Source organism: Candidatus Binatia bacterium, assembly GCA_029248525.1.
Taxonomy (GTDB): domain Bacteria; phylum Desulfobacterota; class Binatia; order UBA12015; family UBA12015; genus UBA12015.
Window position 1 is genome coordinate 244,474 of the sequence record JAQWJE010000049.1, and the last position, 24,314, is coordinate 268,787.

Below are 24,314 nucleotides of genomic sequence, written 5' to 3' on the forward strand. Positions count from 1 at the left end.
CGCACTGGAGGGGAGTCAAGGGAGGGCCCGGATCTCGAATTTTCGCGAGATTCCGGGTGTGGGTCGAGAAGAGGCTTGTCATGGGGCTTGCGTCGATTCTGTCGCGGGGCCGTTTTCCGGACCTACGGTGATGACGATCAGGCCTTCGGGTCGCAGATACTTCCGGGCGACCGCTCGAACTTCGTCGACCGTGACCTCGCGAACCCGACCCGCGTACTTGGCGATATAGTCAGTGCCAAGGTCGAAATACTCGATTTGGGCAAGCAGGCCGGAGAGCTTTCCCGTGGAGTCGAGACGCAGAGGGAAGCTGCCTGTCAGGTAGTCCTTGGCCGCCTGTAGTTCTTCCTGTGTCGCACCGTCCTGGTGCATATTGGTGATTTCTTCCCGTACAATGCGGATGGCTTTCTCGGCATTTTCAGCTTTTGTCTGCAGCCCGATCCGGAAAGATCCCGGAAGTCGGGTGGACGAAAGCCGGCTGTAGATCGAGTAGACCAGACCCTCCCGGGTGCGGACGCGCTCGACCAGCCGCGAGGAGAAGCCGCCCCCTCCGAAAATATGGTTCATCAGAAGTAGCGGGAAATAATCCGGGTTGTCGCGCGCAATGCCCAGTTGGCCAATGATGATGCTCGCTTGGGTTGTCTGCTGGAAAACAGCGATTTCGCGGGAGTTCGGTGGGGTTGCCCCGGTGGCGTTCTCGGCGGCGGCGACGCCTTGCCAGTCTCCGAAAAAAGTCTTCATCTGCGCAAGAGCTTCGACTTCAGGCACATCTCCCACAATCGCGCAGATCGTTTGGTTGGGTCTCAGATTTCGTGCGTGAAAGTCGACGATGTCCTGACGGGAAATTGCGCGGACGGATTCAGGGGTTCCGATGATGGGGTGGCCATAGGGTGAGTCACCGAACAGGGCGGCACGGAAGGTCCGTGAGGCGATCGCGGCGGGGTTTTCATCGGAGGCCGTGATCGAACCCAGGGTTTCGCGCCGGATACGCTCGATCTCCGCTTCGGGAAAGGTGGGCGATCGGAGGCTGGCGGCCAGCAGTTCAAGCCCGGTTTGGAAGTCGCGGGACAGCAGAGATGCGCCTGCGTGAATCCAATCCTGTCCGGCGCCCATGCTCAGAGAGCCTCCGAGGGAGTCAATTTTTCGCGCAATCTCGGGCCCGGTCGCCTGGGAAGTACCCTCGTCAAGAAGGTCGGCGGTAAAGCTGGCCAACCCCGGCTTCAGCCGGGGGTCCACTCGAGCACCACCATCAACCAGACAGTCGATGGTCACAATAGGTACTGTTGTTTGCTCAAGGATGATCAGACGAAGCCCGTTGTCGAACGTGTGGCGAGAGGCCTCGAGGGCATGGCTGTTGTCGACGGCACCCAACAAGAACAGGGGAAGCAGGAAGTGAAGGCGGCGCATCATGATTCATCTCCTGAGACCGGCGAAGGATCCTCGGGGTGCAGGATGCCCGTCGTGCGCTTTTGGGGATCGAGCCATCGTTGTGCGGCTTTTTGCACATCGGCAGGCGTGACCGCTTCGATCGCGGCCAGATAATCATCAACGCGCTGCCAGTCGCCGGCCATCGCATAATGCCCGAGGAGCATGGCCCGTGAGAAAACAGAGTCTTGCGAGAATACAAAACTGGATTCGATTTGTCGCCGAGCCCGACGCATTTCCTCTTCGGTTGGCGGAGCGTTGCGTACCTTCTCGACTTCGGCGATCAAGGCGGCCTCGACGGCCACAGCGGAAGTTTCTGGCTGAGCCTGCGCGGACAGAGTGAAGGTGCGATCGTCGACGGAGGTGGGCCGATAGGATGCGCCGGCATAAAGAGCCACCTGTTGTTCACGGACGAGCGACTCGCGCATGCGGGAACTTTTTCCGGCAGAGAGGATCACGCTCAACATCTCGAGTGCTGCATAATCAGGATTGCTCAAGTTCGGTGCCGGATAACTCAAGATGATGAATGGCAGCTTGGCGGGTCGAGTCACCTCGATGCGCCGAGGGCCCCGTGGCGGCTCTTCACGGATGATCATGGGGGGTGCGGCCGGGCCGGCGGGGATGGTGCCGAAGAAATGCTCGATCCGGGCAGCGAGCTCCTCCGGCTCGAAATCACCGACGGCCACAATCACGGCATTGCCCGGCTGGTAGAATTGATCGTAGTGGCTTTGTAGATCAGCGAGCGTCCAGTTCTCGATATCCTCGCTCCAGCCGATCACGGGCTGTCGGTACGGATGAATGGCAAAGGCGGTGGCGGTGAGACTTTCGCGCAAATAAGAGATCGGATCGTCGTCGACACGCATGCGACGCTCTTCGGCGACGACCTGCCGCTCGGGCTCAAATTCATCGGCGCGGAGGGCGAGACCGCGCATCCGGTCAGCTTCCAATTCGAGAAGAATATCCAGCCGGTCCGAAGCGAGTTTGGCGAAGTAGGTTGTTGCATCCGCCGAGGTGAAGGCATTTTCGTTACCGCCCTGCCGCGCAATGATCCTCGAATACTCCTCGGCGGCGTGGCGCTCGGTGCCCTTGAACATCATATGTTCGAGCATATGGGACAGACCAGTTTTCCCCGGGACCTCATTGCGGGAGCCGACGCGGTACCAGACCTGAATTACGGCAACCGGTGCTTTATGGTCCGGTAGAAGAAGCATCTCGAGCCCGTTCGGGAGAGTCTTGGCGAAGACCTGTTCGCGATAATCGGTGGCGGCTGACGCGCTCATCGCCTGGACGAGGGCGGTGAAAACGCAGGCCAGAACAAGGGAGCGGTTTTGAAGATTCATTCTTTTTTGTCTCGCAGGCGCAGGCCTTCGTTGATCTCCAGAGTGATCTCTCTGGCGACTTCTGCGGGGATTTTTGCGTCGCGGATGGGTCGACCCACCACGAGGAAATCAGCTCCGGATGCAATGGCCTCGGTGGGGGTCCGAACGCGTTTTTGATCCCCCCAGTCGGCTGCGAGCGGTCGCACGCCGGGCGTTACCAGGCTGGGTCGGGTTCCGCATTCCGCGCGGATTCGTTCGACCTCCATCGGGGAGGCGACCAGTCCATCAATCCCGCTATCGCAGGCGAGCCGGGCAAGTCGCACGACCTGATCTTCGATCGAGTCCGTGATGCCCAGAGAGGCGAGGTCTTCGGGAGACGAGCTGGTGAGTACGGTGACGCCGAGCAGTATGGGGCGACGGTGGCCTTCGGTCTCGCACGCGGCGTCGACAGCCTCGCGCGCGGCGCGCAGCATCTCTCCCCCGCCGGAGGTGTGCAGGGTGAACATCTTGACCCCGAGGCGGGTGGCCTCGACGCTCGCGAGGGCGGTGGTCTGCGGGATGTCGTGGAATTTGAGGTCGAGGAATACGTCGCACCCACGATTCTGAATCGCGTGCACGATTGCCGGACCCGATTTTACAAATAGTTGCTTGCCAACCTTGAAAATCCCGACATCCTGATGCAGTTCCTCGACCAGGCCAAGCGCAGTCTCGCTGTCGGGAACGTCAAGGGGAAAAATCAATCGTTCCCGAGCACTGAGAGTCGGCGCGGCTGCTGTCATCGACCGATACCGGCCCGCTCGGCAATCACCGCACCCGCTGCCTCCAGGGGCAGTTCTTCGGTTTCGCCTCCGGCACGCGGGCGCACCTCGACAAGCCCATTTTCCAGACCACGAGGCCCGATCGTCACTCGCAATGGAGTGCCCATCAAATCTGCGTCCTTGAATTTGACTCCCGGCCTCTCGTCGCGGTCATCGAGAAGGACGTCGACCCGTCGTTCGCAGAGATCGGCATAGAGGTTTTCGGCCGCGCTACGCACGGCGTCGTCCTTCATTTTGGTGGGGACGATCTGCACCGTAAAGGGGGCCAGCGGTACCGGCCAGATGATTCCGTTCTCGTCGTGGCTCTGCTCGACGGCGGCAGCCAGAGTGCGGGAAATGCCGATGCCGTAGCACCCCATCTCCAGCGGTCGTTCCTTGCCCTGATTGTCGAGAAAGGTGGCGCCCATCGATTCGGAGTATTTGGTGCCGAGGTAGAAGACCTGGCCGGATTCGATGCCGCGGTGGATCGCGTATCGGCCGTTCTCGCAACGGGGGCAACTCTGGCCTGCTTGCGCTTCCCGCAGGTCTGCGAAGCGCGTGCCTTCAGGAAGATCGCGTGACGGCCGGATCCCCTGAATATGATGGTCGGCCTTGTTGGCGCCGGCGACGGCCGCGGACATCTCCTGGAGGGCGAAGTCGGCGATCACCGGCAGTGACAAACCGATTGGCCCGGCGAATCCGACCGGGGCACCGGTGACCTCCCGGACGACCTCGGGGCCTGCCAGTGTCAGCGCTTCGGTTCCCAGGAGGTTCCGAAGTTTGGCTTCCGAGATTTGGTGGTCGCCGCGTACCAGCGCGGCTACCGGTTCTCCGTTGGCCTGAACGTAGATCAAGGTTTTCAGGAAGTCCGTCGCAGGGAGGTCGAGAAAAGCCGAGACTTCCTCGATGGTGCGCTTTCCCGGAGTTTCGACAAGTTGCGGGGTTTGGTCAACGGCCTCTGGTGCAAGGGTGTCTGCCGGTGCCGCGATTTCCGCCTTCTCGATATTTGCGGCGTAGGAGCATTGGTCGCAGGCCGCGATCTCGTCTTCGCCCGAAGAGGCCAGAACCTGAAACTCGTGGCTCAAACTGCCGCCGATGGCTCCGGTATCCGCTTCCACAGCGCGGAAGTCGAGTCCACATCGTGTGAAGATTCGCTCATAGACCGCGTACATCTCATGATATTCCCGCTCGGCGTCCTCGCGATCCGCGTGGAAGGAGTAGCCGTCTTTCATGAGGAACTCGCGACCGCGCATCAATCCGAATCGGGGGCGCACCTCGTCCCGAAATTTTGTCTGGACCTGATAGAGGTTCTTGGGAAGGTTCCGATAGGATCGAATCTCACCGCGAACCAGGTCTGTCACGACTTCTTCGTGTGTCGGCCCGAAACAGAAATCGCGATCATTTCGGTCACGGATTCGCAGTAATTCCTTGCCATAATGGCCCCAACGCCCGCTTTCCTCCCAGAGTTCGGCAGGGCAGATGGCCGGCATGAGGATTTCTTGACATCCGGCGCGGTCGAGTTCCTCGCGGACGATCGCCTCGATCCGGCGCAGGACCCTGAGCCCCAGAGGCAGATAGTCGTAGATGCCCCGCGCTACCTGCCGGATCATCCCGGCGCGCACGAGCAGCTTATGGCTGATCACATCCGCATCAGCTGGGTCGTCCTTGAGGGTCGGAGCAAAAAATTTCGTCAGGCGCACGGTCCAGTCACTGTAGACAACCACCGCGGCTCTTGCATCCTTATTTCTGCCCGTATGCGAAACTCTTCAAGCGTGAAGTTTTTCTGTTCAATCGGCTGACTTTCAAGCTTGAATAGGATCTACTGATAGCGGTGGCTGATTCGGTCGATATCCCAGATGATTTGCTCCGCTTGATGGATGCAAAAGCCAAATCTCGGGGACTTACCAGAGACCGATTGATTGTGGAGGTTTTACGGCGGTCCTGCAGTCACTCTCCGACAGGCGTGAATCCGTCCGCGGGTGGCTCCGATGTTCACGTGGCCGACCAACTCCGCAAGGCGGAGAATCAGAGTACCGAGGCCCAGCGCGCCGTCGAAGATCTCGCGCTGGCCTTGCGAAAGCGTCATCGGTCGGAATTAACCACCGGCTGAATTTACGACGGCGAGCTTCCGGCGTGGAGATCGTGCCTGTCAGGGTCGCAAGCCACCCGTGAATCCCGAGTGTTCCAGGAGTTAATCAGAATCATGTTTCGAAAAATTGTCGCCGTTTTGCTGATAGGTGGTTTGGCGGGCTGCAGTCCGGCACCGGAGCCAACCGGGGAGTTCGCCGTGGATGGCGAAGCATTGGCCCCACGCGCTCGCAGGTATCTTTTGGGTGGGGGGCAAATTCCGGAGGACGTCCAGGTGACGGTCGCCAATCTGGCCGCTTTTGGCAGCACCGGTCTGCATCGCGGAGATCTGATGCTCGCCAAGGAGGGCCAGTCCCAAAGGGTATCATTCTATGTCACGGCGGACGGGCGATGGTTGTTTCTGAACGATCCGATCGATTTGGATGTCAATCCGGTAGCAACATCGCTGGCCGGGATTTCCATCTCTCCGGACGATCCGACGCTTGGTTCACCGGACGCCAAGGTTACGATTGTGGAATATTCGGATTTCCAATGTCCCTTTTGCGCGCGGGCGGACAGTATCGTGCACGGCGAAGTATTGTCTCGCTACGAAGATCAGGTGCGGTTTGTCTATAAACAGATGCCGATGGTTTCGCTTCACCCATGGGCTCAGGCGGCTTCGGAGATGGGTATTTGCGTTCTTTTCGGAGCCGGACAGGACGCCTATTGGCGATTCCATGCCGAGGTGTTCGCCAACCAGCGAACCATAGCTCCGGACCCGCTGGCTGCCGCGGACGAAATTCGCAGAATGGCGATCGCTGCGGGCGAAACCTCCGAGGCTTTGACAGAATGTATGGCCTCGGGTCGAGCGGCTCAGGTGGTTGCGGATACGGTAGCCGAGGCAAACGCCTTGGGGATCAATGCAACCCCAACCTTCTTCATAAACGGCCGGAAGTTGTCGGGCGCCCAGCCACCGGAAGTCTTCGCGGCGATGATTGATGCGGAATTGGAGCGCTGAAGGAACCATCCTGACTTTTTTCCAGAACCAGCAATTGCGAGATTCCGGCAAGCGGGACGCGGTAGGGTAGCCTGCCAAAAACTTTTGCCAGAAATAGCGGCGTAATATTCGGAAAAAGGAGGCCGCATCGCTCCTGTCGACTCGGGTGCAGACCTGTCGCCTTGCTTACCAGGCGCCGCAGATGGCCCGGAGAAAAGAGCAGCGAGCGCCGCTCCTCCTGCCGGGTCAGCCCGAGCACGATATGCCCCGGGTGGATTCTGTTCGGTTCAAATAGAACGATGCGCCTTCGTGCCACACGCCACATTTCGCGAATCGCCCCGACCGGGTCATCGAGGTGGTGCAGGAGTTCCCAGCAGGTTGCGATATCAAAGCTTCCGTCGGCGAAAGGAAGCTTGTCGCCGGAGCATTGAATACGATCCCGGACCGGATTGGCTCGCAACATGCCGCCGGCAAAATCACAGGCGACGGCGTGGATGGAATCTGGATAGTAACGGCTGGAAAAGCCGCTGCCGGCGCCGACATCGAGGAGTGACGAAACGCCATCGAGTGCCCCGGTGGAGCTTAGATAGTCCAGACGCTGGCGGGCAAAGATCTCCACGACGGGGTGATCGGTTGGCCGGTAGGAGCCGCCCTCTTCCCAGAAACGATCCTCATTGGTGCGAGTGATGTCTCCTCTTTGGGCGTGGTTCGCATTGCCGGATGCCATTTTCCTGCCTAACCGAGTCGCCAGTTACGGAAAGTGGAGAGCAGCATTTTATAAGGATAGTAAAGAGTCGTCAGGCCGGTATGCATCGGAGTGCGCCCCTCGGGGCTGGCACCCATCTCGACCGGAACTTCCTCGATGCGAAAGCCTCTTTTATGCGCGAGCAGGAGAACATCGATGTCGGGAAAGTCGAAAGGAAAAAAGTCCTCGCTGTAAAAGGCGAAGGTGCGACGGGAGAGGGCCTGTAATCCGGATGTCGGATCTTCGATGGCGGGTCCCCCGAACCATTGGAGCAGGAGCCGGAAAAAGCGGCGCCCGGCGGAACGCGCGGCGCCCATCTCGTAGCCGGAAGGCTTCTTGAACCGTGAGCCGATGCTCAGATCGGCCCGGCCGGAGAGCACGGGCGCGATCAGATCTCCGATCCAGACGGGGTCATGCTGACCGTCGGCGTCCAACTGTACCAGGACCTCGTAATCGTGATCGAGCGCATATTTGTATCCGGTTTGCAGGGCGGATCCGTATCCGAGATTGAAAGGATGGGAAGCGACAAGGGCACCAGCGGCCAGAGCAACTTCGCGGGTTTCGTCAGCCGAGCCGTCATCGATTACGAGCACCGGATAGTTCCCGGCGGCCAGAACGCGCCGGACTGTCTCGCCGACAAAGCGCGCCTCATTGTAGGCGGGAATAATTACCAGCGGGGAACTCACCATCGGATCGGGATGAAGCCTATCGGAATTTGCCGCATCAGGGGAAGGGCTTCGATTCAATTCAGAAAGGTTTGCCAATACCAGATGCCCCATATGTTGATGGCGCAGGAAATTGCGATCGCGGCTGGCCAGATCCACGGTCGAAGGCCGGGCCGCGGGTCGTTGCGGAGAGCCAATGCCACGATCAGAAATGGGGTAAAGTCGAGGGTGTAGCGGCTGCCGAATTGCCGCCAGCCATCCCAGAAATACAAGAGGTACATGGAAAAGATCATGGCGGCTCCGGCCAGGGAGGCCCGGCCGAGGAGCGCGGCATCGGGAGCCCCGGAACTCCACCCCCGCCGCAGGAGAAGCAGGAGAGCGGGGGTTGTGGCGATCAGGCTCAATCCATGATCGGTCAGCTTGAGGTACGGCCAGGTCTTTTCCACTGTCGGGAGGAGGAGGAAATAATGTCGAAGGTTCTGGCCGAGATAGCGCCAGCTGAACGATCCGTGCTCGGGGGCCAGGAGTGCCTGGTTGGCCACGATATAACCGTTGTCGAGAGGGTCTCCGAAGCGAGCAATATTGTAGGCTGCGAGCAGGGCTGCAGTCAGGGCGAAGGGCAAACCGAACTCGAAGATCGTGCGGAGAGATTTCTCGCGCTGCCAGAGCAGAAAGAGGAATACGGGCGCTCCCAGCAAGCTTGGAGAGCGGCTGGTTGCCGCGACAGCGCAGAAAACTCCGGTCAGGAAGGCATTGGCGCGACCGGTTGCTTCGAGGAACGCCAGAGTCAGACCGGCACAGGCGAGCAGGTGGGCGAGTAGCCACGTGTTTCCGAACTCGGCGGCAAAGAAGTGAACGGTTCCGAATGCGAAGAGAAGGCAAGTCAGGTTCGCGTTGCCCCGAGCCACGCGCAACTGGCCCAGCAGAAGCCGCATCAGACCGATATTGGCAGCGCCGACACCGATCGATACATAGGCCAGATTGACAGCGAGCCCTCCTGCCTGAGCGAAGGGAATCAAAAAAATCGCCGGGAAAGGGTCGAAGTAGACGTAGGGACGCCCCCCCGACCAGGCGAATTCAGTCAGCCAGGACGGCGGATCGGCGATCCAGGTGCGGCCCTCCAGAAACGAGACGGCCAAATGCAGATGGTAGTTGAAGAACATGAAAGTGCCGTCGTTGGTCGCCCAGTATACGGCGAGGGCCCCAAGGGTCAGCCATAGGGCATCGCGGGGATGGGTTCGCGAGGGCGGTCCTGCGTCGGAATTGGGAATTGTCGCGGTCATCTGCAAAACTAGCGGTACCTTCCTTCGAAGGGGGGGTCCATTCCATGATGCATCGTTTGCCAGAACTCTCGGCGTCTTTCCCGGCGCATAATGAGGAAGCCAATGTCGAGGCCATGCTGCATGATATGCTCGAGGGTTTGCCGGAATTTGCCGAAGTCTTCGAAATTATTGTCGTAGACGATGGTTCAACCGACGCCACCTTTGCCCGCGCTCAGGCAGTTGCCGACCGTGATTCTCGCGTGCGCGTCATCCGACATGAGGCGAATCGAGGCTACGGCGCGGCGGTTTGGACGGGGTTGCAGGCGGGTACGATGGAGTTCGCCTTTTTCACCGACGGAGATCGCCAATTCGAGATTCAGAGTCTGCAGGGTCTCGTCGAGGAGATAGCTGATCATGATGTGGTGGTCGGATACCGCGTGGGACGTCAGGACAACGCTCTGCGTCGAGCAAATGCCCACGCGTGGAATCTATTGATTCGGAGTCTCCTCGATGTCCCGGTTCGGGACATCGATTGTGCGTTCAAGCTCTTTCGTCGAGAGGCCCTTCAGGGACTCGAAGTGCAGGCAACCGGCGCCATGTTCTCCGCGGAGTTGCTGGCTCGCATCGTTTCGCGCGGATCACGCCTGATGGAATGCCCGGTCGGACATCTGCCCCGGGAGGCGGGGGTTTCCTCCGGGGGGGACCTGCGCGTGATCTTGCGGGCTTTCCAGGAACTCTTCGGACTCTATTGGGAACTGCGACGCGAGGGCCGCCGCAAGCCAGCATCGACTTGACACGCGGGCGATCGCTGTATTTCTGAGAAGCATGGACTACGCTGGACACCCACGCCCTCGCTTTTTTGCTCATCGCGGGGGTTCGCTTGAATCCCCGGAGAATACACTCGAAGCCTTTCGTCACGGGATCGCTGCAGGAGCCGACCACCTGGAACTCGATGTGCACGCTTCCTCGGATGGAACAATCGTGGTCTTTCATGACCCGACCCTTGAACGCACAACCAATGGTTCGGGTGAGTTGCGGCAACATACCTTTGCCCAGCTCCGGGAATTGGATGCCGGCTACCAATTTGTGGACGAAAAGGGCACCAACTCCTTTCGCGGTCGAGGACTGCAAATTCCGACTCTGGCGGAGGTTTGTCAGGAATTTCCCGACGTGCCCCTCAATATGGAGATCAAGCAAGCCGAGCCGGATATTGTTCAGGACGTGATGGCCGTTCTGGCTGGCGAAGGGGCACTGGGCCGGAGCCTGGTGGCCGCCGAGCATAAAAGCTTGATGGATCGAATTCGCCTCGAGTCAAGCGGAGTTCTTCTGGGGTATGCGACCGAGGACGTCGTCTCCTTTCTGGAGGCGATGGAGGCCGGTGAACTGGACTCCTACGAGCCGGTCGGATTCGCGCTGCAGGTTCCCAGCACATTTCTGGGAACACCGCTGGTGACCGCAGAATTTGTGGCCGGGGCACATAGTCGAGGTTTGGAAGTTCACGTTTGGACCGTCGACGATCGTGACGAGATGGAGCAACTGCTCGCACTCGGCGTGGATGGACTCATGACGGACCGACCGACGCTGCTGGCGGAAGTTCTGTCGACTTGGGAGAGCCCGAGTCGGGGATAGGGAGAGCGGGGATAATGACAAAATTTGCGCTGACGACAGACACACAGGACCCCGGACTCGAAACGGCAATGGAAGCCGTCTACCAGTGGAATTACGGTTCCGAGGTAGAAGAGCTGCGCCGCCTTTATATCAAGGCTGCCGAAAACCAATGGATTTCCGAGCGAGATCTCGACTGGGATCGGGAAATTGACCACGAGCTTTTCCAAACGACGCCTCTGGGATTCGGGATCCCGTTCGAGAAATGTTCCTATTGGCAGTCTCTGCACGAGGACGTCCGCTGGGAGGTGATGCGCCGGACAGCATCCTTCCGACTGAGCAACTTTTTGCACGGAGAGCAGGGGGCACTTCTGGTGGCCTCGCAATTGGTCAACTGCGTGCCGCATACCGACGCGAAGTTCTACGCCGCAACCCAGACCATGGACGAGGCACGACACGTCGAGGTCTTCGCGCGCTACATTGAAAAACTGGATGAAGTGCAACCGGTCGCCAAGCCGCTCAAGCAGATTCTGGATGCAACGCTCTCGACCGGGGATTGGTTGGAGAAATTAGTCGGCATGCAGATCGTGATTGAGGGACTCGCCCTGCACAGCTTCAAGGAGATGAGGAACCTCACCCAGGAGCCTTTGCTCAAGGATCTGTTGACCTATGTCGCGCGCGACGAGGCCCGACACCATGCCTATGGGGTTCTCTATGTCTCGCAGGCGGTTCCGTTGCTCACAAAAGAAAAGCGCGAATCTCTGGAAGACTTCGCCCTCAGCTGTGCGTCGGCGCTGGTCGATCGGCGTAACGATGCGACGCTCGCGACCGAAGTTTTCGCGCTCTGGCAGGCCGCGGGTGTCGATCTCGAGGCGTTATTGGAATCGGTGCGCAAGGAAGTGCCTGCGGGCCCTTCGCTCGACGAGAAGGGCAACCGCAAGTTCGGCGCGATTCAGGGGTTTGTGATTCCGACGCTGAAGAGATTGAACCTCTTCGGCGAGCGGGTCGCTCGTGATTTCCATCAGGTGCTTGCCGCCAACCTTCAAAGGAACCTCGCCGGCGACACCTACGAGGAGTTCATCACCAACCTTCCTGATTTGCCGGAAGATACCAGTCGGTGGGCCCTTGAGGAGATTGGATCTACGGCACCGCATTAAGGGCCACGGTATCCCGTTGCTTCATCAGGCGTCGGGTGCCGGTGTGTCGGTGAGGCCGAGAGCGCCCAAATCGATCTCGGTCAGGCTGTCGACAATCAGATCGGCATGTTCGAGTTTACCGCGATCCATACCGGTGTGCGGGACCGCGAGGGTCTGGGCCCCGGCGGCAGCGCCGGCGGTTACTCCGGCAGGTGAGTCCTCGATCACGAGAGCTTTCGTCGGATCCGCCTCAATCGCGGCGGCTGCGAGCAGGAAGATATCGGGTGCGGGTTTTCCTTTGCCGATTCTGGAATCGTCACCTGTGATGATGGCATCGAAGAGGGAGAACCAGGCCGCGTGGTGTCCTGTTTTTCTCTCGAAGAATTTGCGCGGCGAGCTGGTCGCGACCGCAATGGGTACCCCTGCCTCGTGAAGGGCCCGTGTGAGTTCTTCAGCTCCGGGGAGCGCCTTGGCGGATCCCATTCGCTCGAGAAGATGCTCTTCGCGGTCGGCTAGATAGTCCGCAGGAGAGATCGGCAAATCGAGGGCCTCAACGAGGTAGGTGGCAGCCTCGATCGCGGGTCGACCGACCATATGAGATTTGATGGACCAGTCGAAAGTCTTGCCCCACTGAGCGACGTAATCCTGGGTGACCTCGGTGTAGATCGTTTCCGTATCCAGCAGGATGCCATCCATATCGAAGAGAACGGCGTGAATTGGGCGAGGGAATCTCATGGCTGCATTCTAATGGAAGCTGGCCGAAGTGCACCCGCAGGTCCCCGAACCCTCGTCCAGCTCTTGCCGGGGTTTCGGGGTCTGCGGTGATGCATCGGGGTTCGTGATCCCCGGCCGCCAAAGTTTCAGAAGCAGGCGTTGATCAGGAGGGTATCGGCAGCAGCAACATTCCCGGAGGCCGGAGCGCCGGCCTCAATCCAATCGCCCAACGCCTGAAGACAATCGGAGCTGACCGGGTCAGCGTAGGGCATTCCGGCTCCGCCCGGGTTTGCATATGCACCGCCGAGGGTTCGAGCGGCGATCTTCCGGAAGAGGTAGCTGTCGTCACGGGTCACCCCCGGATCGATCCGGAGCGGCACGACGGCCTGGGGGTTGAACGAGTCGATGTTGACCAGATTCCCCAGAGAAACTCCGGTTTCCAGCCCCAGATTTCCCTGCTCGGACCCGCTGCCATGGCAACCGGCGAGGGCACAGCCGGGATTGAAGATCTTGTCCTGAATTGTCTCGAAGGTACTGGGGACCACTGGCTCGAAAAGACAGTTCTGGTTGCATCCGTCGGCGCCGGCCGCCGTGCCCGAGTCACATTCCTCGCCGCTTTCCACGCGGCCGTTGCCGCAGATCGCATCAGCGCAGGTGCCCGGCGCGTCGAAGTCCTTGACCAGGAAGAAGCCGGCCGGATCATTCTTTTTCACGTCCCCGGTCGAGCCATCCCATGTCGCGCAATATTGGTCGTCTCCAATATAGAGGTCAAGATGAGTAGCGGTAAGCGAACCACTCGGAACGCCGGTCCAGGCCGCACCTTTGGCGAGAATCTTGAGAAGGCCGCCCTTGGCACCGGGTTTGATCAACAAGACCTTCACGCCACCTTCGGTCGCGTCCCGATCGCTGTATTTCCAACCGCTGCTCCCGGCGGGCTTACCGAGACCTTTCCATAAATTGCTGTCGAGATTGATGGCATCCGTGCGGCCGGCACTATCGCTGGTCTCCCAACGGAGCAGCAGTGTCGTGTCGACTGTGGGGTCCGGAATGGCCTGAATGTCGGGCTGTTTGACTGCCTTGAAGAGAAAAAGGTTTTTTGAGGGGCCCTTGTCCGTCTTGAGTTTCAGAAGTTTGCCGTCGATCGGTCGTGGGTCTGCCAGAGCGGTGCCTGCCCCGAGCAATCCGGCCAAAACAGCGATGGTCCCAAGCTTGAAAAAATCCGCGCGCATACACCCCCCCTTGCGGAGCATTGAACTTGCTCCGTGATCTCTGACGAAACTATCCACCCCGAATTCGGCTTGGGTCAAGAGAAAGCTTCGTTTGCGGAAGATAAAGCTCGGGATCAGCGGCGTGCCGTGTCCGAGGACATGGCAAATGGGCAGAGTTTGTTCCCGGCAGGATCTCTCGGGTAAGGAAAGAGATATGGGACTTTTACAAAGGGGAAAAAGCCTGAGCGGCCTGGTGGTCGTAATGCTCGTGTTGGGCATCAGTACGCCGGCATCGGCTCGATTGGTGAACCGCGTCATCGCGGTGGTCGACGGCTTTCCGATTACACTCTACCAATATGAACAGTATATTGTTCACAATACGGGTGGCCAGAAACTGGGGGCACTCAGCGAGGAACAAAAAACCGATATTCTCGACGGTCTGATTACGGATACCCTGATCTCGATGCAGGCGCAGCAGTTGGGCCTCAATGTCACAGGTCAGGACGTGCAGGCCTATATGGACCAGATCATGCAGGCCAACGATCTCGATCAGGCGACTCTTTTGGCGGCCCTCGCCCAGCAGGGTCTCGATGAACAGGGCTATCGACGCCAAGTCCGGCGTGAATTGCTGAAGAATCAGCTGGTTTCGCGGGATATTCGTCAGAAAGTGAATATCACGGACGAGGATGTTGCTCGCTTTTACAAGGAAAACCCGGAGCAATTCTCCGTTCCGGCGGCCGTCGAACTGAGTCATATCCTGTTTCTGGTTCCCCCGGGAGCAACCGGGGATGCGGCGGATGCGGTTGCGGAAAAGGCACGCCGAGCGCATCTGCGATTGGTGTCGGGGGAGAGTTTTGCCAAGGTCGCGCGCGAAGTTTCCGAGGCTCCGGATGCCCCAGACGGCGGCAAGCTGGGCACCATCAAGAAGGGTCAGATGATGCCCGAGATCGAAAGGGTCGCCTTTGTTCTGCCCGCGGGTGATATCAGCCATCCGGTGCGGAGCCCGGTGGGCCTGCACATCTTGAAAGTCGATTCTCGCGATCAGGCAGATCTCGTCCCTCTGGATCAGATCCAGGAGCAGATCCGTGACAGGCTCTATGCCGAGGCCATTCAGGAGCGATTCGATAGCTGGGCAGACGAGGATCTCCGCGAGGACCATGTCATCGATATCCGCATCTAAGCTCGCATCGGCCCGGATTGCGGTGACCCTCGGCGATCCGGCGGGTGTTGGTGCCGAGGTGACCCTCCGCGCCCTGACCTCGCGACCGCGGCCCAAGGGCTCGTTTTTGTTGGTGGGAGATCCCGGTTCGGTCGAGGATGCAGCGGCTCGTATCGGTTTGGCGATGGATTTTCCGCTGGTCGACTCCGAGGCAGCGGCCGCCGGGGAAATACCGACCCGAGGCTTTCCCATTTTGCTTCCCGCGGGGGTGGCCCCGCTGAAGCGTTCCGAGCGCAAGCCGGGAAAGCCGACTCTTGCGGGGGCACGGATGGCGTATGCCTCCCTGTTGGCGGCGACCGGGCTGGCTTTGGCACGCCGTGCTGATGCGATTGTGACGGCGCCGCTGAGCAAGGAGTGGTTGGCCCGTGCTCAACTGGCGCGCACGGGCCATACGGAGATTCTGGCCAAATTGACGGGTGCCAAAGGCGTTCGTCTGATGATGGTCGCAGGCGATCTGCGCGTTGTTCTGGTCACATCCCATATGGCTTTGCGCGATGTTCCCGCCGCTCTCGATATTGCCGGCGTTCGGGAGACGATCGCGATCACACACCGCCATTTGAAGCTTTGGTGGGATCTGCAGCGGCCCAAGGTGGCGGTGGCCGCCTTGAACCCGCATGCCGGGGATGGGGGCGTCTATGGCGACGAAGAGGACAGAATTCTTGCTCCCGCGATTCGGAAGGCGCGTGCGTCGAGAATCAATGCTTTCGGTCCGGTCCCGGCAGATGCTCTATTTTCCGCGATGGGTCCCGAACATGATGCGGTGGTCGCCCTTTACCACGACCAGGGATTGATCCCGATCAAGCAGAGGGACGTACACGGAGCGGTCAACGTGACATTGGGGCTTCCCTTTGTGCGGACTTCTCCCGACCACGGAACCGCTTTCGATCGAGCCGGAAAGGCTCCGGCCGACCCACGGAGCATGCGGGCGGCCATCCAGTTGGCGATGGAGCTCGCACCTCGACATCGCCCACCCCATGCCTGAGGATAACTCCTAGAGATGAAACTGAATCCGAAGATTTTTCGAGAATACGATATCCGCGGGATTGCCGATGAGGATTTCGATGCAGATTTCGCTCGTGCTCTGGGTTGCGCGCTGGGGACACGCGCGCGGCGCGCCCACCCGGCCAAGACGCCATCGCTGACGGTCGGTCGCGATTGCCGCGCGACATCGGATGCTTACGCGGAGGCAGTCATCTCCGGTATCCTGAGCACCGGCACCAATGTGATGGATATCGGCATGGTGCCAACTCCCTTATTGTATTTCTCCCTGTTTGAATTGGGGGTGGACGGGGGTGTCGAAATCACGGCAAGCCACAACCCCGGGGAGTTCAACGGCTTCAAGATCTGCCAGGGGCAGGAAGCGATTCACGGAGAGGCGATCTACCAACTCCGAGAGGAGGTTCTCGCCGGTGATTTCGAAATCGGTGCGGGCGAGGCCCGCAAGCACGATATCCTCCCTTCCTATATCGCTTTCTGCGAGGGGGAGATCGGGACCCTGTCCCGCCCATTGAAGGTCGTCGTGGATGCGGGCAATGCCGCTGCCGGACCGGCTGCGCCGCAGGTTTTGGGTGCATTGGGTTGCGAGGTCATTCCTCTGCACTGCGAGCCTGATGGGCGCTTCCCGAACCACCACCCCGATCCGACCGTTGCCGAGAACCTCGTCGATTTGCAGGCGGCCGTGGAACGCGAGCGAGCGGACCTCGGTGTTGCTCTGGATGGGGATGGGGACCGTATCGGAGTCGTTGCCCCGGGAGGCCAGATCATTTGGGGCGATGAACTGCTGGTGATTTTCGCCCGGGAAATTCTCGCCCGAAAGCCGGGCGCGGTGATTATCAGCGAGGTCAAATGCTCCCGGCGCCTTTATGACGAAATCGATCGACTGGGCGGCCAGGGGATCATGTGGAAGGCCGGGCACTCCCTGATCAAGGCCAAGATGAAGGAAACTGGAGCGGCGATCGGCGGCGAGATGAGCGGGCATATGTTTTTTGCCGACCGATTTTTCGGCTACGACGATGCCCTCTACGCCGCGGCCCGCCTGCTGGAAATTCTCGCGTCGACCGAAGGCGACGTCCTCGATCTGCTCGCCGGATTACCACCCTCCTTCACGACTCCCGAAATCCGGGTGGATTGTGAGGACGATATCAAGTTCGCGGTAGCCGAACGAGCCAAGGAATATCTCCGAAAAGAGAGAGAAATCAATGACATAGATGGAGTTCGGGCCGACTTCGGAGACGGTTGGGGCCTGGTCCGAGCCTCAAATACCCAGCCGGCACTGGTGTTGCGTTTCGAGGCGCAAAGCGAAGTCCGATTGGCTGAGATCCGCCGCCACGTAGAGGAAATTGTGGCCAAGGCAAGAGCCGAAGTGAGCTAGACCGAGAGGCTGTATAACCTTAGGAAAGGTTGACAGAGGCGAATTTGGTTCGTTATCCATAAGGCTTCCCCCCTTAGGAGCCTTATGAAATTCGGAAACGGTGAAGACCCGGGTCTCGACGCTACGGATGTCGCGATCTTGCAAACGCTGCAGCAGGACTGCAAGAGTCCGCTCGCCAGAATTGGCGACTTGGTAGGACTGTCCGCGCCGTCGGTAAGTGAGCGAATCGAGAAGCTGGAACAATCCGGCGTGATCCGCGGCTATTCAGCCGTTCTCGGCTCCAGAGAACTCGGTCTCGATGTCACAGCTTTTATCGGCGTCGTTGTGGAGACGCCAGGTGGCTTGAGTGTGTTCGAGGAAACCGTGGTCTCGATCGAGGGCGTCTTGGAATGCCATCACGTCACCGGCCATCATACCTTGCTTCTCAAGGTGAAGGCTCCGACCACGGAAGGGTTGGAAAATCTGATCAGCAGAATCCGCGGCCTCGCCGGAGTGGTGCGCACCGAGACTACCGTCGTCCTCTCCACCCATACCGAACGTTCCCAGTTGCCGATCGGGGAGCACGTCACTCGGCGCGATGGTGGTTCGAGGCGGAGAAATGGGCGGAGTTCGAATTCGCCACGCAAGCTGCCCGCCCGCAAGACGGCGCAGGAACGGCAGGAAAGGCAAAACCATGAAAATTGAGAAATCCAGTCCGCCTGAAAACCAGCGTGTCAGCTACGAGGAAATGAAGCAGCGATTCAAGGACGGAGCCGCCTCCGGTTTGTACCGCCCGGAATCCGAATCAGACGCTTGCGGGGTTGGCTTTGTCGTCAAGATGAACGGCGAGCAGACCCACGATATCATCGGTAAAGGTCTCGAGATTCTCGACAAGCTCACCCACCGCGGGGCCTGTGGCTGCGACCCGGAAACCGGAGACGGATGTGGAATTCTGACCCAGATTCCGCACGGTTTCTTCGACCGTGAGGCAGCGAGCATTCAGATGCCTCTGCCTCCGCAGGGCCGATATGCGATTGGCATGGTGTTTCTGCCCCGCGATGTCTTTCAGCTCAACACCTGTCTCGAACTGTTCGAAAAAGCAGTTCATGAAGAAGGCCAGAAATTTCTTGGATGGCGTCGTGTCCCGGTGGATGACTCCCAATGTGGTTGGTTGGGCCGCGAGTCGATGCCCGAGATTCGCCAGATTTTCATTGGCGCGCCGGAAGGAACAGAAGCGGGTCAGGACTTCGAGCGAAAACTCTATGTCATTCGCAAAAGCGTCGAGGAAGCGGTCCGGCAGTCCGGGATCCCCGATAGCGAGCGCTTCTATGTGTCGAGTCTTTCCTCGACGACAATCGTCTACAAGGGACTGCTGTTGCCGGAGCGAGTTGGGGAATTCTATCTCGATTTGAAGGATCCCGAATTCAAGAGCTGCATGGCGCTGGTCCACCAGCGATTCAGCACAAATACGCTTCCGACCTGGGATCGTTCCCACCCGTATCGTCTGATGGCGCATAACGGCGAGATCAATACTCTGCGCGGGAATGCGAATTGGATGCGTGCGCGTGAGAGCATGTTTTCCTCGCCTTCGTTTGGCGAAGATGTCCGGAAAATTTCGCCCGTGATCGAAGAGATGGGTTCAGATTCGGCCTGCTTCGACAACGGACTCGAGCTTTTGCTGCGAACCGGGCGATCTCTGCCGCATGCTGTCATGATGATGATCCCCGAAGCTTGGCAGAAGCATGAGGGGATGAGCGACGAGAAGAAAGCTTTCTACGAATATCATGCCTGCCTGATGGAACCTTGGGACGGGCCGGCGTCAGTGGCCTTCACCGATGGAAAAGTGATCGGTGCGATCCTCGACCGCAACGGATTGCGCCCCTCCCGCTACGTGGTGACCAAGGATGGAATGGTGGTCATGGCCTCGGAGGTCGGTGTTCTCGAAATCGAACCCGAAAACGTTGCCCAGAAAAGCCGGCTGCAGCCGGGTCGCATGTTTCTTGTGGATACCGAAGCGGGTCGCATCATTGACGATGAGGAGATCAAGACCGAGATGATGCAGCGCCACCCCTACCGGGAGTGGCTTGACAATAATCTCGTGCAACTGAAAGACCTGCCGGAGGTAGACGCGACGGCTGTGCCGACCGGGCACGAAGAAGGCGAGCTGGTCTCTCTGCAGCAAGCCTTCGGCTACACGAATGAGGATCTGAAGATTCTCATGATGCCGATGGCCAGAGATGGCATCGAGGCAACCGGTTCGATGGGAACCGACACGCCGCTCGCCGCACTATCGGATCGTCCGCAGCTTCTCTACGGCTACTTCAAACAACTTTTTGCTCAAGTCACCAACCCGCCAATCGACCCGATTCGGGGAGAGATGGTCATGTCGCTGAAGACGACCATTGGCTCGGAGCAAAACCTCTTTGAGGAGACTCCGAAACATTGTCGGCAGTTGGCTCTGGAGCAGCCGATTCTCACCAACGAAGAGCTCGCGCGCCTGAAGTCCTTCTCGCATCCCGGGTTTTTCTCGACAACCTTGTCGACTCTCTATCTGGCGAAGGACGGAACAGCCGGTCTCGAGAAGGCTCTCGATGCTCTCAGCGAAGCTGCGGAGACTGCCGTCGATAATGGAGCAACCATCCTCGTCCTTTCGGATCGTGGTGTGGACGAGACGCATGCTCCGATTCCGGCGTTGCTCGCCTGCGGGGCCGTCCATCAGCACTTGATTCGAAAAGGAACTCGAACGCATTGTGGTCTGGTTATCGAATCGGGAGAGCCACGCGAAGTGCAGCATTACGCTTTGCTCGCAGGCTACGGGGCTGGAGCCATCAACCCTTACCTGGCGTTCGAAACTCTCGAGAAAATGATCCGGGATGGCCTGATGTCTGATTGGACCGGGCGAGAGATCTCCTACGAGGAGGCTGTCGAGAACTATCTCAAGGCCCTCGGCAAAGGCCTGATGAAGGTGATGTCGAAGATGGGAATCTCGACCTTGCAGTCTTATCGAGGTGCCCAGATCTATGAGGCGGTTGGTGTAGCGACTTCGGTGATCGACAAATACTTTACGCGCACGGCCAGCCGGATCGAAGGCATTGATATCGGCGTTATCGCTCGCGAAACAGGGATGCGTCACCACCATGCCTTTGCGGTGGCACCGGCACTCGATGGTGAACTCGATGTTGGCGGCCAATACCAGTGGCGTCGTCGCGGTGAGCACCATATGTACAACCCGGAGACGGTCGCGAAACTCCAGCACGCCGTTCGTGCTGGTAACTACAAGATGTTCAAGCAGTTCAGCGACTTGGCGACAGACGAAGACAAGCGGTTCTGCACGATTCGTGGGCTGTTGAAGTTCCGTCAGGGGCGCCCGGTTCCTCTCGACGAGGTCGAGCCCGCATCGGAAATCGTAAAGCGTTTCAAAACCGGCGCGATGTCGCTTGGTTCGATCAGTCGCGAAGCCCATGAGAATCTGGCGATCGCGATGAACCGTTTGGGTGGTCGCTCGAACACCGGCGAAGGTGGGGAAGACCCCGTACGCTACACCCCCGAGGAAAACGGAGACTCGCGGCGGAGTTCCATCAAGCAGGTGGCTTCGGGCCGTTTCGGCGTGACAAGTCACTACCTCGTCAACTCCGACGAGCTCCAGATCAAGATGGCGCAAGGTGCGAAGCCGGGCGAAGGTGGACAGCTTCCCGGACATAAGGTGGACGACTATATCGCGAGCATTCGGTACTCGACCCCGGGTGTCGGTCTGATTTCACCCCCACCGCATCATGATATTTATTCGATCGAGGACCTCTCGCAGCTGATTCACGATCTCAAGAACTCCAACAAGCATGCGCGGGTCAGCGTGAAGCTGGTGAGCGAGATCGGTGTCGGCACAGTGGCGGCCGGTGTCTCGAAAGCCAAAGCCGATGTGGTTCTGGTTTCGGGTTTTTCAGGTGGGACCGGGGCTTCACCCCTTACCTCGGTGAAGCATGCCGGTGGACCGTGGGAGCTCGGCCTGGCCGAAACGCAGCAAGTGTTGGTGATGAATGATCTGCGCGGAAGAATTCGCGTGGAGACGGACGGCCAGCTCAAGACCGGTCGTGACGTTGCGATCGCGGCGCTTCTCGGGGCCGAGGAATTCGGCTTTGCCAGTGCGGCGCTGATCGCCTCGGGCTGCATCATGATGCGGGTTTGTCATTTGAACACGTGTCCCGTCGGAATCGCGACTCAGAATCCCGTGCTGCGTGAGAAGTTTGCCGGCAAGCCTGAGCATGTGGTCAATCTGATGACTTTCATCGCGGAGGAGATCCGCGAGATCATGGCCGAGCTTGGCTTCCGGACTCTTCAGGAGATGGTCGGCCGGGTGGATTTGCTGGACGCGCGCGAGGCGATCGATCATTGGAAAGCAAGCGGGATTGATCTGACCCAGATTCTCCACAAGCCCGAGGTTCCCGATTCGGTCGCGATCTCGTGCATTGAAGATCAGGACCATGGTCTTGCCGGAGCTTTGGACAATCAGATTATCGAATTGGCTCGCGATGCTCTCGAGCGGCGAGAGCGGGTGGAGTTCGCTTTGCCCATCCGCAACGTGAACCGGACGGCCTGCACGATGCTCTCCGCCGAAATTTCCCGCCGGCATGGGGTTGAGGGTTTACCGCCCGAGACCGTCAACATTCATTTTAGCGGATCTGCCGGTCAAAGTTTTGGCTGTTTCCTTGCCAACGGTGTGGCCATTCGGCTCGAGGGTGATGCCAACGATTATTTCGGCAAGGGGATGTCCGGCGGCCGCATGGTGGTCCATCCGCCGGCCGCTTCGACTTTTGTCCCGGAAGAAAACAGCATTGTCGGAAACGTGTCTCTATATGGAGCCACCGGCGGTGAGGTTTTCCTGCGAGGTCTCGCTGGAGAGCGTTTCTGTGTTCGAAATTCGGGCGTCACAGCGATCGTGGAGGGTATCGGCGATCACGGCTGTGAGTATATGACGGGCGGTCGGGTGGTCGTACTTGGCCCCACGGGTCGGAACTTCGCGGCGGGTATGAGCGGGGGGATCGCGTATATCTTCGACCCGAAGAAAAAGTTTTCCGACAACCTGAATGCAGGTATGGTGGAGTTGGAATCTTTGGACTCCGAGGACAGCGAGTTTGTCTTCGATCTGATCCGGCGTCACCAGACCTATACGCAGAGCACGGTCGCGGCCGAGATTTTGGCAGATTGGGATGAGCAGGTACACGCCTTCCGGAAAGTGATGCCCACGGACTATCGACGGGTTCTGGAAGAGCGTAAACGCAAGGCCGCCGAAATACCGGCGGCGACGGTTTAAGGGAGAGTATCATGGGTAAGGCGACAGGTTTTCTCGAGGTCACAAGAGAACTTCCCGGCCGGCGTCCCGTCGAGGACCGGTTGAAGGATTATCGCGAGCTGGAAGGCAAGCATGCGGAAGGCGAGATGCGCGAGCAGGCTTCGCGTTGCATGGATTGCGGCATTCCGTTTTGCCACACCGGCTGTCCTCTCGGGAATATTATTCCGGACTGGAACGACCTGGTTTTCCGCGGTCGATGGGAGGATGCGATTGACCGCCTGCATTCCACCAACAACTTCCCGGAATTCACCGGACGGATCTGTCCCGCACCCTGCGAAGAAGCTTGTGTGCTCAACATCAATAGTGATCCGGTCACAATCAAGCAGGTCGAGAAACAGATCATCGAACGAGCCTGGGAGGAGGGGTGGGTCAAGCCCTGTCCGCCGGAGAACAAGACGGGCAAGCAAATTGCGATTATTGGTTCCGGGCCCGCCGGGCTGGCATCGGCTCAGCAGCTGGCGCGCGCCGGCCATGACGTAACCGTCTTCGAGCGAGAGAGTCGCGCGGGTGGTCTGCTCCGATATGGAATTCCCGATTTCAAAATGGAGAAACACCTGATCGACCGACGCGTCGAGCAGATGGAAGCGGAGGGCGTTACCTTTCGCACCCATACGGCTGTTGGCGTCGATATCACGGCAGAAGAAATTTCAGAGCAATTCGATGCGGTAATGATTGCTGCCGGTTCGACATCTCCCCGAGACCTCGAGGTGCCGGGCCGTGAACTCAATGGAGTTCACTTCGCGATGGACTTTCTGCCCCAGCAGAACAAGGTTGTTGCCGGTGACGAAGTGGCTGGTCAGATCATGGCGACGGGGAAGCACGTTGTCATCATTGGTGGCGGCGATACCGGCTCGGATTGTCTGGGCACGTCAAACCGGCACGGTGCCGAGTCCGTGACCCAATTCGAGCTTTTGCCGCAACCGCCGGAGGGTCGCGAGGAAGGGATCGCGCCCTGGCCCTATTGGCCAATGATCATGCGCACTTCGTCTTCGCATGAGGAGGGTGTCGAGCGGCAGTGGAGTATCAATACCAAAAAGCTCACTGGCGACGCTGACGGTAACGTCAACGAGTTGCACGGCATCCGTTTGGAGTGGACACCTGCCGAAGACGGAGGCCGTCCGCAAATGAAGGAAGTGCCAGACAGCGAATTTGTCCTCAAAGCTGATCTGGTGCTTCTGGCGATGGGCTTTTTGGGACCGGAAAAACCGCTCCTGGAACAATTCGGCGTCGAACTCGATGGACGTGGCAACGTGGTTGCGGACAGCGATTATGCGACCAGCGTTCCCGGCGTCTTTGCTTGCGGGGATGCCCGGCGAGGCCAGTCGTTGGTGGTCTGGGCGATCTGGGAGGGTCGTGAGGCTGCCCGTGGCGTCGATGCATTTTTGATGGGTGCTACCGAACTTCCGGCGAGTCCGCTCGCCGTCTGAGGCAGGCGGGGCCGGCCCTGATAGCTTGAAGGCT

The 24,314-nt window shown here is 59.2% G+C and carries 20 protein-coding genes; 11 read left to right on the plus strand and 9 right to left on the minus strand.

Annotation, left to right across the window (positions count from 1 at the left end; all coding sequences use genetic code 11):
- Window positions 1-78: 78 nt before the first annotated feature.
- Genes P8K07_13645 through P8K07_13660 form a run of 4 tightly spaced genes read right to left on the minus strand, consistent with a single transcriptional unit; the run spans window position 79 to window position 5,238 of the window.
- Window positions 79-1,407, minus strand: a complete 1,329-nt coding sequence (locus tag P8K07_13645) for a pitrilysin family protein (GenBank protein ID MDG1959560.1) — start codon at window positions 1,405-1,407, stop codon at window positions 79-81.
- Window positions 1,404-2,762, minus strand: a complete 1,359-nt coding sequence (locus tag P8K07_13650; GenBank protein MDG1959561.1) for a pitrilysin family protein — start codon at window positions 2,760-2,762, stop codon at window positions 1,404-1,406. The genes P8K07_13645 and P8K07_13650 overlap by 4 nt, the downstream gene beginning before the upstream one ends.
- A complete protein-coding gene (gene pyrF / locus P8K07_13655) occupies window positions 2,759-3,520 on the minus strand; it encodes an orotidine-5'-phosphate decarboxylase (protein MDG1959562.1) in 762 nt (253 codons plus the stop codon). The genes P8K07_13650 and pyrF overlap by 4 nt, the downstream gene beginning before the upstream one ends.
- A complete protein-coding gene (locus P8K07_13660) occupies window positions 3,517-5,238 on the minus strand; it encodes a proline--tRNA ligase (GenBank protein ID MDG1959563.1) in 1,722 nt (573 codons plus the stop codon). The genes pyrF and P8K07_13660 overlap by 4 nt, the downstream gene beginning before the upstream one ends.
- 131 nt (window positions 5,239-5,369) lie before the next feature.
- Here P8K07_13660 and P8K07_13665 point away from each other — a divergent pair, with 131 nt between their 5' ends.
- Window positions 5,370-5,648: a hypothetical protein gene (locus P8K07_13665; GenBank protein MDG1959564.1), complete on the plus strand. Its 279-nt coding sequence runs from the start codon at window positions 5,370-5,372 to the stop codon at window positions 5,646-5,648.
- A 93-nt stretch (window positions 5,649-5,741) separates the two neighbouring features.
- Window positions 5,742-6,623, plus strand: coding sequence for a thioredoxin domain-containing protein (locus tag P8K07_13670; protein MDG1959565.1), 882 nt, complete (start codon window positions 5,742-5,744; stop codon window positions 6,621-6,623).
- On the opposite strand, the gene P8K07_13675 is transcribed toward P8K07_13670, so the two are convergent.
- Genes P8K07_13675 through P8K07_13685 form a run of 3 tightly spaced genes read right to left on the minus strand, consistent with a single transcriptional unit; the run spans window position 6,544 to window position 9,295 of the window.
- Window positions 6,544-7,329 carry a class I SAM-dependent methyltransferase gene (locus P8K07_13675; protein ID MDG1959566.1) on the minus strand — a complete coding sequence of 262 codons (786 nt, stop codon included), beginning with the start codon at window positions 7,327-7,329 and terminating at the stop codon, window positions 6,544-6,546. The two genes, P8K07_13670 and P8K07_13675, sit on opposite strands and share 80 nt — an antisense overlap.
- 8 nt (window positions 7,330-7,337) lie before the next feature.
- Window positions 7,338-8,036, minus strand: coding sequence for a glycosyltransferase family 2 protein (locus P8K07_13680; GenBank protein MDG1959567.1), 699 nt, complete (start codon window positions 8,034-8,036; stop codon window positions 7,338-7,340).
- Between the two features lie 53 nt (window positions 8,037-8,089).
- A complete protein-coding gene (locus P8K07_13685) occupies window positions 8,090-9,295 on the minus strand; it encodes a hypothetical protein (GenBank protein ID MDG1959568.1) in 1,206 nt (401 codons plus the stop codon).
- Between the two features lie 44 nt (window positions 9,296-9,339).
- Here P8K07_13685 and P8K07_13690 point away from each other — a divergent pair, with 44 nt between their 5' ends.
- From P8K07_13690 to P8K07_13700, 3 genes are read left to right on the plus strand one after another with little or no spacing between them, the layout of a single operon-like run.
- Complete coding sequence (locus P8K07_13690; protein ID MDG1959569.1) at window positions 9,340-10,068, plus strand: glycosyltransferase family 2 protein; 729 nt, start codon at window positions 9,340-9,342, stop codon at window positions 10,066-10,068.
- Window positions 10,069-10,099: 31 nt separating this feature from the next.
- Window positions 10,100-10,903: a glycerophosphodiester phosphodiesterase gene (locus P8K07_13695; protein ID MDG1959570.1), complete on the plus strand. Its 804-nt coding sequence runs from the start codon at window positions 10,100-10,102 to the stop codon at window positions 10,901-10,903.
- Between the two features lie 14 nt (window positions 10,904-10,917).
- Window positions 10,918-12,036, plus strand: coding sequence for a ferritin-like domain-containing protein (locus tag P8K07_13700; protein ID MDG1959571.1), 1,119 nt, complete (start codon window positions 10,918-10,920; stop codon window positions 12,034-12,036).
- Window positions 12,037-12,060: 24 nt separating this feature from the next.
- On the opposite strand, the gene P8K07_13705 is transcribed toward P8K07_13700, so the two are convergent.
- Both P8K07_13705 and P8K07_13710 read right to left on the minus strand, forming a co-directional pair.
- A complete protein-coding gene (locus P8K07_13705; GenBank protein ID MDG1959572.1) occupies window positions 12,061-12,750 on the minus strand; it encodes an HAD-IA family hydrolase in 690 nt (229 codons plus the stop codon).
- A 125-nt stretch (window positions 12,751-12,875) separates the two neighbouring features.
- On the minus strand, window positions 12,876-13,958 hold the full coding sequence (locus tag P8K07_13710; GenBank protein ID MDG1959573.1) for a hypothetical protein: 1,083 nt from the start codon (window positions 13,956-13,958) through the stop codon (window positions 12,876-12,878).
- Window positions 13,959-14,151: 193 nt separating this feature from the next.
- On the opposite strand from P8K07_13710, the gene P8K07_13715 reads away from it, so the two are divergent.
- From P8K07_13715 to P8K07_13740, 6 genes are all read left to right on the plus strand, one after another.
- A complete protein-coding gene (locus P8K07_13715) occupies window positions 14,152-15,117 on the plus strand; it encodes a peptidylprolyl isomerase (protein ID MDG1959574.1) in 966 nt (321 codons plus the stop codon).
- Window positions 15,095-16,138 (plus strand): 4-hydroxythreonine-4-phosphate dehydrogenase PdxA, encoded by a 1,044-nt coding sequence (pdxA, locus tag P8K07_13720; protein ID MDG1959575.1) that lies wholly within the window; start codon window positions 15,095-15,097, stop codon window positions 16,136-16,138. The genes P8K07_13715 and pdxA overlap by 23 nt, the downstream gene beginning before the upstream one ends.
- A gap of 21 nt (window positions 16,139-16,159) precedes the next feature.
- The gene (locus P8K07_13725) at window positions 16,160-17,527 is read left to right on the plus strand and encodes a phosphomannomutase/phosphoglucomutase (protein MDG1959576.1); all 1,368 of its coding nucleotides are present in this window, start codon (window positions 16,160-16,162) and stop codon (window positions 17,525-17,527) included.
- 84 nt (window positions 17,528-17,611) lie between these two features.
- Complete coding sequence (locus tag P8K07_13730) at window positions 17,612-18,211, plus strand: Lrp/AsnC family transcriptional regulator (GenBank protein ID MDG1959577.1); 600 nt, start codon at window positions 17,612-17,614, stop codon at window positions 18,209-18,211.
- Window positions 18,212-18,254: 43 nt separating this feature from the next.
- Window positions 18,255-22,814 carry a glutamate synthase large subunit gene (gene gltB / locus P8K07_13735; protein MDG1959578.1) on the plus strand — a complete coding sequence of 1,520 codons (4,560 nt, stop codon included), beginning with the start codon at window positions 18,255-18,257 and terminating at the stop codon, window positions 22,812-22,814.
- Window positions 22,815-22,825: 11 nt separating this feature from the next.
- The gene (locus P8K07_13740; protein ID MDG1959579.1) at window positions 22,826-24,280 is read left to right on the plus strand and encodes a glutamate synthase subunit beta; all 1,455 of its coding nucleotides are present in this window, start codon (window positions 22,826-22,828) and stop codon (window positions 24,278-24,280) included.
- Window positions 24,281-24,314 lie beyond the last annotated feature (34 nt).